Here is a 13,108-nt window from a genome sequence, read left to right on the forward strand (position 1 = left end):
CGTTCGGTCCGCCGAAGGCCGCTGCCCGGTGGCGCTGCCGGCGGGCCGCCGACAGGTCGCCGTTGTCAGGTCGCCGTGGTCAGGTGGCCGCGTTCCCGCCGGCCAGCCGCAGCAGGCTTTCGCCGTCCATGTCGTCGAGGGACGCCGCTTCGGCGGGTGCCGCCGTGGCGAGGGTCTCGCCGTCGTCGTGGGCGAGTTTCAGCACCATCTCCAGCAGACCGGCCTTGCGGAGCCGGTTGAGCGGCACGGACGCGAGGACGCTGCGGAGCTCGGCGTCCGGGTCGTCGGGCCGGTCGTCGTGGTGCTGTTCGGCGGCGGCGCCGAAGAGTGCCGTGTGCAGGTGCTGGGCGAGGGCCGCCGGTGTCGGGTGGTCGAAGACCAGGGCCGCCGGGAGCGGCAGTCCGGTCGCCGTGCGGAGCCGGTTGCGCAGTTCGACCGCGGTGACCGAGTCGAATCCGACGTCGCGGAAGGCGCGGCCCGCCGGGACGGCGTCGGCCGCGTCGTGTCCGAGGGTGGCGGCCGCTTCGGCGCGGACGGCTTCGACCAGGACGCGCCCGCGTTCGGCGGGCGGCAGCCCGTCGAGCCGCTGCCGCAGCGGTGATCCGGCGGTGTCGGGCCCGTTGTCGTCCGTGCCGCCGGGCGTGCCGTCGGCGGCCGTCAGCGCTTGGCGGGCCTCGGGCAGTGCGGCCAGCAGCGGGCTGGGCCGGGTCGCGGTGAAGGTGGGGGTGAACAGCTCCCAGTCCATGGCCGTGACCGTGAGGGCGGTGTCGTCGTCCTCGATCATCCGCTGGAGCGCGGCGATCGCCAGGGCCGGCCGCATCGCCTGGACGCCGCGGCGCCGCAGCCGTTCGTGGACCTCGTGGACGGTGGCCATGCCGGCCTCGGCCCAGGCGCCCCACGAGACGGACGCGGCGGTCAGTCCCGCGGCCCGGCGGTGTGCGGCGAGGGCGTCGAGGTAGGCGTTGGCCGCCGCGTAGCCCGGCTGACCGCCGCTGCCCCAGACCGCGGCGCCCGAGGAGAACAGGACGAACGCGTCCAGGTCGAGGTCGCGGGTCAGTTCGTGCAGATGGTGCGCGGCGGTCAGCTTCGACCGCATCAGCGCGTCGAGCTGGTCCAGGGTCAGTTCCTGTACGGCGGCGTCGCCGTCGGCCACTCCCGCGGTGTGGAACACCGAGGTCAGCGGCGCGTCGGCGGGGATCGCGGCCAGTACGGCGGCGAGCGCCGGGCGGTCGGCGGCGTCGCACGCCACGAGGGTGACGCGGGCGCCCAGGCCCTCCAGTTCGGCCCGCAGTCCGTCGGCGCCGGGGGCGTCGGGGCCGCGCCGGCTGGTGAGGACGACGTGGCGGGTGCCGTGTGCCACGAGCCACCGGGCGACGCAGCCGCCCAGGCCGCCGGTGCCACCGGTGATCAGTGCCGTGCCGCGGCCCTGCCAACGGCGGGCGGGGGCGCCGGCCGTGGGGGTGGCGTGCACCAGGCGGCGGCCGAAGACGCCGGAGGGGCGGATCGCCACCTGGTCCTCGCCGTCGAGGCCCGCCAGTACGGCGGTCAGCCGGCCGGCGGCCCGCGCGTCCACGGTCCCGGGCAGATCGACCAGTCCGCCCCAGCGGTCCGGGTGTTCCAGGGCGACGACGCGGCCCAGGCCCCACAGGGTGCCCTGCACGGGGCGGGTGAGCCGGTCGTCGGGCCCGGTCGAGACGGCGCCGCGGGTCGCGCACCACAGGGGGGCGTCGAGTCCGGCGTCGCCCAGTGCCTGGACGAGGGTGAGGGTCAGGGCGAGGCCGCGGGGCACCGAGCCGAAGCCGGTGTGCCGTTCCTCGTCGGGCGCCAGCAGCGACAGCACCCCCGCGAACTCCGTTCCCCCGGCGGCGAGTCCGGCCAGCCGGCCGGCCAGCGCGGTGCGGTCGGCGGCGTCGAGATCGCAGCGGACGGTGTCCGGGCCGAGCGCGGCGACGCAGGCCGCGACCCAGGTGTCGTCGGCCGCTCCGGCCGGGACCACGGCCAGCCAGGTGCCCGCCGGGCGGGCGGGGGCCGGCTCGGTCAGCCGGGTCCATCCGATCCGGTAGCGCCACGCGTTGACGAGGGAGCGCTCCCGCGACCTGGTGCGCCAGGCCGACAGGCTGGGCAGCACCGCGCCCAGTGACGACCGGTCGCCGCCCGCCGCGACGCCCAGTTCGTCGGCCAGCAATTCCAGGTCACCGTCCTCGACGAGGGACCAGAACGCGGCGTCGGCCCCGTCTCCGGTGCCGGCCGTCCGCTCGTCGGCCGGCTTCTCCTGTGGCCAGTAGCCGCGGTGCTGGAAGGCGTACGTGGGCAGGTCCACCTGCCCGGAGCCCGTGCCGAGGCCGGTCGTCCAGTCCACCGCCGCCCCGTGGACGTATGCCTCGGCGAGGGAGGTGGAGAAGCGCCGGAGGTCGCCCTCGTCGCGGCGCAGCGAGCCGAGCACGACCGCGGGGCCGGCGGTGTCCGCCGCCGCTTCCTGGGTCTCCTGGACGGGTGCCGCGAGTACGGGGTGCGGGCTCACCTCGATGAAGAGCCGGTGCCCGTCGGCGAGCAGCGCCCGGGTCGCCTGCTCCAGCTGCACGGTCTGCCGCAGGTTGGTGTACCAGTACGCGCCGTCGAAAGCGGCCGTCTCCAGTCGTCCGCCGGTCACCGTCGAGTAGAACGGCACGCGCGGGGGCGTGGGCCGGATGTCGCCCAGCACGTCCGCCAGTTCCGCGCGCACCGCCTCGACGTGCGCGCCGTGCGAGGCGTAGTCGACGGTGACCCTGCGGGCGCGTACCTGCTGCTGCTCGCAAGCGGCCAGCAGGGCGTCGAGGGCGTCGGTGTCGCCGGAGACGACGACCGAGGAGGGGCCGTTGACGGCGGCCACCGAGAGCTGTGCCGACCAGGGGGCCAGCAGTTCGGTGACCTGTGCGACCGGGGCGGCGACGGACATCATGCCGCCGCGTCCGGAGAGCTGGGGCAGGGCCTGGCTGCGCAGCGCCACGACGGCGGCGGCGTCGTCCAGCGACAGGCCGCCGGCCACGTACGCCGCGGCGATCTCGCCCTGGGAGTGGCCGACGACCGCGGCGGGTTCGACGCCGTGGGAGCGCCAGAGTTCGGTCAGCGCCACCATCATCGAGAACAGCGCGGGCTGGACCACGTCCACCCGTTCCAGCAGCGCCGGATCGCCGTCGCCCGCCAGGACGTCCCGGAGCGACCAGTCGAGGTACGGCGCCAGCGCGTCGGCGCAGGCGTCGATCGTGGCGGCGAACACCTCGCTGGACGCGAGGAGTTCGCGGCCCATGCCCCACCACTGGGAGCCCTGGCCGGGGAAGACGAAGACCGGCCCGGCCGCGCCGCCCACGGTGCTGCCGCGCACCACGCCGGACGGGTTGGTGGCCGCGGTGGCCAGGGCGTCGAGGCCGTGCAGGAGGCCGGCGCGGTGCTCGCCGAGCACGACGGCGCGGTGCTCGAAGGCGGTACGGGTGGTGGCCAGGGCCCGGCCGATCTGTGCGGGTGACAGTTCGGGGTGTGTGTGGGCGTGGGCGAGGAGCCGGGCGGCCTGTTCGCGCAGCGCCGGTTCGGTCTTCGCGGAGAGCAGCCACGGCACGATGCCGTCGGCCGCGGGCTGCCCGGGGTCGTCCTGCGGCTCGGCGGGGGCCTGTTCCAGGATCAGGTGCGCGTTCGTGCCGCTGATCCCGAACGAGGAGACGCCGGCCCGCCGCGGCCGCCCGTCCTGCGGCCAGTCGGCCTGCTCGGTCAGCAGCGACACCGCGCCGGCCGTCCAGTCGACATGGGACGACGGGGTGTCGGCGTGCAGGGTCTTCGGCAGTACGCCGTCGTGCATGGCCATGACCATCTTGATCACGCCGCCCACTCCGGCGGCCGCCTGGGTGTGCCCGATGTTCGACTTGAGCGAGCCCAGCCGGAGCGGGTGTGCGGGGTCCCGCTCCTGGCCGTAGGTGGCGAGCAGGGCCTGCGCCTCGATGGGGTCACCGAGCTTGGTACCGGTGCCGTGTGCCTCGACGGCGTCGACATCCGCCGGGGACAGCCCGGCGTTGGCGAGTGCCTGGCGGATGACGCGCTGCTGCGCGGGGCCGTTGGGGGCGGTCAGGCCGTTGGAGGCGCCGTCCTGGTTCATCGCGCTGCCGCGCACGACGGCCAGTACGCGGTGTCCGTTGCGGCGGGCGTCGGAGAGCCGCTCCAGCAGGACGAGGCCGACGCCTTCGGCGAGCGTCATCCCGTCCGCGTCGTCGGCGAACGCCTTGCAGCGGCCGTCGTGGGCGAGGGCCCGCTGCCGGCTGAAGCCGACGAAGGCGTGCGGGGTGCCCATCACCGCGGCGCCCCCGGCCAGCGCGAGGCTGCTCTCGCCGTTGCGCAGCGACTGGCACGCCAGGTGCAGCGCCACCAGCGAGGACGAGCACGCGGTGTCGACGGTGACGGCGGGCCCTTCCAGACCGAAGAGATACGACACCCGGCCGGACAGCACGCTGGCGGCGGTACCGGTGACCATATGGGCCTCGGCGTCCTCGGCCGCGGCCTGCACGCTCGACGCGTAGTCCTGGTAGCTCGCGCCGATGAAGGTGCCGGCCGTGCTGCCCCGCAGTGCGTCGGGGCTGATCCCGGCGCGTTCGAACGCCTCCCACGAGGTCTCCAGCAGCAGCCGCTGCTGGGGGTCCATCGCGACGGCCTCGCGCGGCGAGATGCCGAAGAAGGCGGGGTCGAACTCGGCGGCGTCGTGCAGGAATCCGCCTTGGAGGGAGTAGGTGGTGCCCGGCCGGTCCGGGTCCGGGTCGTAGAGTCCCTCGGCGTCCCAGCCCCGGTCGGCGGGGAAGCCGGAGATGACGTCGGCGCCGTCGAGGACGAGCCGGTGCAGTTCCTCGGGCGAGCGCACACCGCCGGGGTAACGGCAGCTCATCGCGATGATCGCGATCGGGTCGTCGTCGGGCGCCGCGGCGGCCGTCGGCGAGGCGGCGGCCTGCCCCGTCCCGCCCAGCGTGGCGCGCAGGAAGCCGGCCAGGGCGACGGGGTTGGGGTGGTCGAAGACCATGGTGGTCGGCAGCGTCAGTCCGGTGGCCGCCACCAGCCGGTTGCGCAGGTCCACCGCCGTGACCGAGTCGAAGCCCGTATCGCGGAACGCGCGCCGCTCCGGGGTCGCTTCGGCGGAGGTGTGGCCCAGGACCGTCGCGGCTTCGGCACGGACCAGCTGGAGCAGCAGCCGTTCCTGCTCGGCGGGTGCGAGCGAGCGCAGCCGGGCCGCGAACTCCCCTTCCCCTGCCGGTCCTTCGCTCCGCCCGGCGACGGGTTCCGCCGGCCGCCGGACCTCGGGGATCTCGTCGAAGAGGGTGGTGGGGCGGACGGCGGTGTAGACGGGGTGGTAGACGTCCCAGTCGATATCGGCGATGGCGAGGGCGGTCTCGTCGTCGTCGAGGGCGCGCCGCAGTCCGGTCAGGGCCAGCTGCGGGTCGAGGAACTGGAGGCCGCTGCGGCGGATCTGGTGCGGGTCGGCCAGCTCGCGTGCCAGGTCGTCGGGCCATTTGCCCCAGTGCAGGGAGGTGGCGGTCAGGCCGCGGGCGCGCCGGTTGTCGGCGAGCGCGCCGAGGAAGGCGTTCCCGGCCGCGTAGGCGGCGTGCCGGCCGCTGCCCCACATCCCGGCGGTGGACGAGTACAGGACGAACGCGTCGAGTGCGTCGTTGTCCAGCAGTTCGTCCAGGTGCCGGGCGCCGGTCACCTTCGCGTCGACGACCCGGGCGAACTCGTCGAGGCCGGTCTCCGCCAGGCTGTGCAGGTCGATGACCGCGGCGGAGTGCACGACCGTGCGGACGGTGCGGCCGTCGGCCTTCAGTCCGGCGAGCAGTGCGGCGACGGCGTCGCGGTCGGCGACGTCACAGGCGACGACGGTGGCCTCGGTGCCCGACTCGGCGAGCTCGGCGACCAGTTCGGCGGCTCCGGGGGCGGCCATACCGCGCCGGCTGGTCAGCACCAGGTGCCGGGCGCCCTGGGCCGCGAACCATCGTGCGAGGTCGGGGGCGAGGGTGCCGGTGCCGCCGGTGATCAAGGTGGTACCGCGAGGCGTCCAGGTACCGGCCGGACGGCGCTCCTCGGCCGCGGCCCGGACGACCCGGCGCGCGAACACCCCCGACGCACGGATCGCGAGCTGATCCTCACCACCGGCCCCCGCCAGCACAGCAGCCAACCGCTGCCCCGCCCGACGATCCACCACAGATGGCAGATCCACCACCCCACCCACCCGCTGCGGATGCTCCAACGCCGCGGTCCACCCCACACCCAACACCTGCGCCTGACCAGGGTGAGCAACCCGATCCGAACGCCCCGTGGACACCGCGCCCCGAGTCAGGCACCACAGCGGCGCCTCGATCTCCGCATCGCCCAACGCCTGGACCAACGCGACGGTGAGGGCGAGCCCGACGGACAGACCCGGATACCGCTCACTCAGCTGCTCAGCACCAGCCACCACGGACACCACACCCGCGATATCCCCGACACCGGCCAACCGCTCCACCAACACCGCACGATCCACACACACCTCATCCAGCACCAACCGCCGCACCCGCGCACCACTGTCGGCCAACGCGGTGCTTACGTCCTCGTCCTGGGCGCCATCGGTGGTGACCAGCAGCCAGACACCGGTCAGCGCGGTTCCCGGCGGGCCGCTCAACGGGGTCCAGGTGACGCGGTAGCGCCAGGAGTCGACGGTGGACCGGTCGCGGCGGGCATGGCGCCAGGTCGAGAGGGCGGGCAGCACGGTGGCGAGGGACTCCTCGTCGATCCGCAGGCTGGCGGCGAGAGACGCCGTGTCCTCCTTCTCGACCGCCGTCCAGAACGCGGCGTCGGCCGGGTCCGCGGCGGCGGCCTCCTCGGGTGCGGACGGCAGGGCCCAGAACCGTTCGTGCTGGAACGCGTACGTCGGCAGGTCGACGCGGCGGGCAGCCGTGCCGGCGAAGACGGCCGGCCAGTCGACGGGGACACCCCGGACGAACACCTCGGCCAGGGACAGCAGGAAGCGGTCCGTACCGCCCCGGCCCCGGCGCAGCGTCCCGGCGGCGACGGCCGCCTCGCCACTGGCGTCGATCAGGTCCTGGACCCCGACGGTCAGCACGGGATGCGAGCTGATCTCCAGGAAGGCCCGGTGGTGGGCGCCGAGCAGTTCGCGGACGGCCGGTTCGAACTGCACCGTCCGGCGCAGATTGCGGTACCAGTAGCCGGCGTCCAGCTCCGTGGTGTCCAGCCAGTCGCCGGTGACCGTCGACAGGAAGGGCACCTCGCCCGCCCGGGGCTGTACGGGGGCGAGTACGTCGAGGAGTTCCTCGCGCAGATCCTCGACCTGCGCGGAGTGCGAGGCGTAATCCACCGCGATCCGCCGGACACGCACCTCATCCGCACTCAACGCCTCGAACAACTCGTCCAACGCACCCGGCTCACCCGAAACCACCACCGAACGCGGCCCGTTCACCGCCGCGACAGACACCCGCCCACCCCACACACCGAGGCGCTCCTCCACCTCGGCCACCGGCAACGGAACCGACATCATCCCGCCCCGCCCCGCCAACCGCCGCCCAATCGCCTGACTCCGCAGCGCCACCACCCGCGCCCCGTCCTCCAACGACAACGCACCCGACACAACCGCGGCAGCGATCTCACCCTGCGAATGCCCGACCACCGCATCCGGACGCACACCATGCGCCCGCCACACCGCCGCCAGCGACACCATCATCGCGAACGACGCGGGCTGCACCACATCCACCCGCTCCAACGACGGCGCACCCTCAACCGCCCCCAACACCTCCGTCAACGACCAGTCCACAAACGGCCGCAAAGCCTCCTCACAAGCACCGATCCACTCCGCGAACACCGAAGACTCCCCCAGCAGCCGGGCACCCATCCCCACCCACTGCGACCCCTGACCCGGGAAGACGAACACCGTCTTGCCGTCCACATCCGCGACCCCGCGCGCCAGCGCGGCCGACGACCCGTCAGCAGCGAGCGCCGCGAGTCCCTCCCGCAACTCCGCGCGGTCCGTGCCCACGACCACAGCCCGGTGCTCGAAGAGCGACCGCGAGGCAACCAGCGAGTGCCCGACATCGGCCGGGTGCAGCCCCGCTCCACCGTCCACCCGCGCCAGCAGAGCGGCCGCCTGCTCCCGCACCGCACCCGCGACCCGAGCCGAAACCACCCACGGCACCGCCGCCGAACCCGGCACATCACCGTCGGCGACCACAGCGCTCTCGTCCGCCGGCACCTCCGCCGGCGCCTCCTCCAGCACCGCATGCGCATTCGTCCCGCTGACCCCGAAGGAGGAGACGCCCGCGCGCCGGGGCCGCCCGGTCACCGGCCAGGTGATCTCGTCGGCCAGCAGCTCGACGGCGCCCGCCGTCCAGTCCACATGCGTGGACGGGGTGGTGGCGTGCAGGGTCCGCGGCAGCACGCCGTGCCGCATCGCCATGACCATCTTGATGACACCGGCAACCCCGGCCGCCGCCTGAGTGTGCCCGATGTTGGACTTCAACGAGCCGAGCCACAGGGGCTGTTCGCGGTCCTCGCCGGTGCCGTAGGTGGCGAGCAGGGCCTGCGCCTCGATGGGGTCGCCGAGCCGGGTGCCGGTGCCGTGCGCCTCCACCGCGTCCACCTCGGCCGTGGTGAGGCCGGCGTCCGCGAGGGCCTGGCGGATGACCCGTTCCTGCGCCGGGCCGCTGGGCGCGGTCAGGCCGTTCGACGCGCCGTCCTGGTTCACCGCGCTGCCGCGCAGTACGGCGAGTACGGGGTGGCCGTTGCGGCGCGCGTCGGAGAGCCGCTCCACGACGAGGGCGCCGACGCCCTCGGCCCAGCCGGTGCCGTCGGCGTCGTCGGAGAACGCCTTGCACCGGCCGTCCGGGGCGAGTCCGCCCTGCCGGCTGAACTCGACGAAGACGGAGGATTCCGTCAGTACGGTGACACCGCCGACGACGGCGAGCGAGGACTCGCCGGCGTGCAGCGACTGGGCCGCTACGTGCAGGGCGACGAGCGAGGACGAGCACGCCGTGTCGACGGTGATCGCCGGGCCTTCGAGACCGAGGGTGTAGGCGAGCCGGCCGGACAGCACACTGGCGGCGGTTCCGGTCAGCGCGTGCCCTTGCAGGGCGTCGGCCGAACCGGACAGGGCCTGGCCCCAGTGGTACGAGCCGACGAAGACACCGGCCCGGCTGCCGCGCAGCGTGTGCGGGTCGATGCCCGCACGCTCCAGGGCTTCCCAGGACACCTCCAGCAGCAGCCGCTGCTGCGGGTCCATCGCGAGCGCCTCGCGCGGCGAGATGCCGAAGAAGCCGGCGTCGAATTCGGCCGCGTCGTAAAGGAATCCGCCTTCGTGGGTCGTGCTGTGGCCCGCGCCGTCCCCGGTGAGGGCGGCGAGGTCCCAGCCGCGGTCGGCCGGGAAGCCGGAGATCGCGTCGCCGCCGGAGGAGACGAGATCCCAGAGTCCTTCCGGTGAGCGGACGCCGCCGGGGAGCCGGCAGCTCATGCCCACGATGGCGATGGGCTCGTGGTTCTGGAGTTCCAGTTCCTCGATACGCTGCTTTGCGCGCCGGAGATCGGAAGTGACCCGCCTCAGATATTCGACGATTTTGTCCTGCTGGTGTTCTTGCACCGGGCCCGTCCTCATCCTGTCGTGAACGAAAGCAGCGGATCGTTAGGTGGTTTCGAGTTCTTCGTCAGGTGGTTTCGAGCTCTTCGTCGATGATGTCGAGGAGCCGGTCCACCGAAACCGACTCGATGTCCTCATCGGACGAGCGCTCTGTCGGAGGCGTGGATTGCCGGTGCGGCGATCCTGGTGCCGCGGCCGTATCGCCGGCGAAGTGCGTCGAAAGATATGCGGCGATCAACGCGGGGGTGGGGTGGCTGAATACGAGTGTGGTGGGCAGCCGTAGTCCGGTGATGTCGCCCAGCCGGTTGCGGAGTTCCACGCCGGCGAGTGAGTCGAAGCCCATTTCCTTGAAGACGCGGTGGGTGCCGATGGCGGCCGGGCCGGGGTGCCCCAGCACCGCCGCGGTCTCGGCGCGCACCAGGTCGAGCAGGATGCGGTCCCGTTCGGCGGGCGACGCCGCCGCCAGCTCCGTCGCGAGCTGCGGCGCCGCGCGCTCCAGGACGGTGGCCGCGGGGCCCGCAGGGGTGGGCTCGGCGTGGTCCTCGCGGTGGGCCCGCGCGGGGGTGTCGGTATCGGCCGGGTCCGTGGGCCAGAAGCGTTCGTGCTGGAAGGCGTAGGTCGGCAGTTCGATCCGGCGGGCGGCCATGCCCTCGAAGAACAGCCGCCAGTCCACCGGTACTCCGGTCGCGTGCAGCCGGCCGAGCGCCGTGACCAGTGCGGCTTCCTCACCGCGGCCGGTACGCAGGGCGGGCACCAGGGTCGCCTCCCGGGCCGCGTCGCCCAGGTTGTCCTGGGCCATGGCCGAGAGGACGGCGCCGGGTCCGAGTTCCAGGAAGACGCGCACGCCCGCCGTGTGCAGGGCCGCCACCCCGTCGGCGAAGCGGACCGGTTCACGGACATGGCGGACCCAGTAGCCGGCGGAGCACAGCTCCGCGGCGGGCGCGAGCCCGCCGGACAGGTTCGAGATCACCGGCAGGAGCGGTGCGCGGAAGTCGATGCTCTCGGCGATGCGCCGGAAGTCGTCCAGCATCGGGTCCATCAGCGGTGAGTGGAAGGCGTGCGACACCCGCAGCCGACTGGTCTTTCGGCCCCGCTCCGCCAGCCGGGCCGCGATCTCCAGCACCGCCCCCTCGACGCCAGCGATCACCACCGACGACGGACCGTTGACCGCCGCCACCGACACCCCGCCGTCCAGCAGCGGACGGACCTCGTCCTCCGCCGCACCCACCGCCACCATCGCCCCGCCACCCGGCAGCGCCTGCATCAGCCGCGCCCGCGCGGCGACCAGCCGACAGGCATCCGGAAGCGAGAACACCCCCGCCACGTAAGCCGCCGCGATCTCACCGATCGAATGCCCACCCACGAAATCCGGCCGCACACCCAGCGACTCCACCAAACGGAACAACGCCACCTCGACCGCGAACAACGCCGGCTGCGTCCACCCCGTCTCGCCCAGCGCCTCCGCGTCCGCACCCCACATGACCTCCCGCAACGGCCGGTCCAGATGGGGGTCCAGTTCGGACAGCACGGTCTCCAGGGTGTCGGCGAACACCGGGAACCGTTCGTACAACTCCCGGCCCATGCCCGGTCGCTGGCTGCCCTGCCCGGAGAAGAGCACCGCGGTCGGGCCCGTCCCGGCCGGGTCCGCCGTGCCGCGGGCCGCCTCGGTCACGCCCTGCTCGGAGGCGAGCAGGACGGCCCGGTGCGTCAGCGCCGCGCGGCCCGTGGCCAGCGAGAACCCGATGTCCACCGGTGCGAGGTCCCCGGCGCCGGAGACGTATGAGGTGAGCAGGTCCACCTGGTCGGCCAGCGCGGTGTCGGTCCGGGCGGATATGAGCCACGGCACAACGGCCGGGTGCACCTTGGGCTCCCGGGCGGGGCGCTCGTCCGGTGGGGCCTGCTCGATGATCACGTGGGCGTTGGTGCCGCTGAGGCCGAACGACGACACGCCCGCGCGCCGCGGGCGGCCGGTCTCGGGCCAGGGCACGGGCTCGGTGAGCAGTTCCACCGCGCCCGCGGTCCAGTCCACGTGCGGCGACGGCGTGCGCACATGCAGGGTCCGTGGGAGTGTGCCGTGCCGCATGGCCAGCACCATCTTGATGACGCCGGCGACGCCCGCCGCGGCCTGGGCGTGCCCGAAGTTCGACTTGAGCGAGCCGAGCCACAGCGGGAGATGCGCGGCGCGGTCCTGGCCGTACGTGGCCAGCAGCGCCTGCGCCTCGATGGGATCGCCCAGCGTGGTGCCCGTACCGTGCGCCTCCACCGCGTCCACGTCGGCCGGGCCGAGGCCGCTGTCGGCGAGCGCCAGCCGGATGACGCGTTCCTGTGCCGGACCGCTGGGCGCGGTCAGGCCGTTCGACGCGCCGTCCTGGTTCACCGCGCTGCCGCGGAGCACGGCGAGTACGGGGTGGCCGTTGGCGCGGGCGTCGGAGAGGCGCGACAGCAGCAGGACGCCGACGCCTTCGGCCCAGGCGGTGCCGTCCGCGTCGGCGGAGAACGCCTTGCACCGGCCGTCGGGGGCGAGGCCGCCCTGGCGGGTGTGGCCGACGAAGGCCAGGGGGGTGGACATGACGGTCACGCCGCCGGCCAGTGCCAGTGAGCAGTCGCCGGCTCTCAGGGACCGGGCGGCCCAGTGCAGGGCCACCAGTGACGCGGAGGAGGCGGTGTCCAGGGTGATCGCGGGGCCCTCCAGCCCGAGGGTGTAGGCGAGGCGGCCGGAGGCGACTCCGGTCGACAGGCCCGTCATGGCGTGGCCCGCCAGGTCGTCCCGTGACCGGTGGCTGACGAGGGCGTAGTCCTGGCCGTTGGTGCCGATGAACACGCCGGTCTGGGTGCCGCGCAGTGACAGCGGGTCGATACCGGCCCGTTCGACGGCTTCCCAGGACGTCTCCAGCACCAGGCGCTGCTGGGGGTCCATCGCGACGGCCTCACGCGGCGAGATGCCGAAGAAGCCGGGGTCGAAGTCCGCGGCACCGGAGAGGAATCCGCCCTCCTGTGCGTCGCTGCGGCCCGTGCCGTCGCCGGCGAGGGCGGCCAGGTCCCAGCCGCGGTCGGCGGGGAATCCGGTGACCGCGTCGGTGCCTGCCGTGAGCAGTGCCCACAGTTCCTCGGGGGATCGCACATCGCCCGGATACCGGCAGGCCATCCCGACGATCACCACCGGATCGTTGTCGGTTCCGATCGTCATGACGCTGCCCACCCCCGGGGATTCGCGGTCCGGTACTTGTGTCCGTGCCGGATCGTATGAGCGGGGGAGCTGTAATTTTCCCTAAAGAATCCGGCGCGGCTGCGGCAATCGCCCGGGGCACATCCCGGAAGTCTAGGGATTCTCTTCGTTCTGATGTGAGACCAAGATACTGTCCCGCTTCATCGCGCACCCTGTCCGTTGACGTCCGGCCGGGGACTCGGTCCTCGGTGAATCGCGGCCACTCGGCGACCGGCCGTGTGTACACCGTGGCAGCGAAACCACCCGGCTGCCACCTCCGAAGG

1 protein-coding gene and 1 pseudogene are annotated in these 13,108 nt (G+C 73.7%); both read right to left on the minus strand.

Annotation, left to right across the window (positions count from 1 at the left end; genetic code table 11):
• Positions 1–79: 79 nt before the first annotated feature.
• Positions 80–9,622: a type I polyketide synthase gene (locus ACLJWH_RS26530; protein ID WP_411144265.1), complete on the minus strand. Its 9,543-nt coding sequence runs from the start codon at positions 9,620–9,622 to the stop codon at positions 80–82.
• A gap of 252 nt (positions 9,623–9,874) precedes the next feature.
• A pseudogene (locus ACLJWH_RS26535) lies at positions 9,875–12,833 on the minus strand (type I polyketide synthase); the annotation flags it as partial.
• Between the last annotated feature and the right edge of the window lie 275 nt (positions 12,834–13,108).

Origin of the sequence: Streptomyces sp. x-80, from assembly GCF_046549095.1 — a bacterium.
GTDB lineage: Bacteria > Actinomycetota > Actinomycetes > Streptomycetales > Streptomycetaceae > Streptomyces > Streptomyces celluloflavus.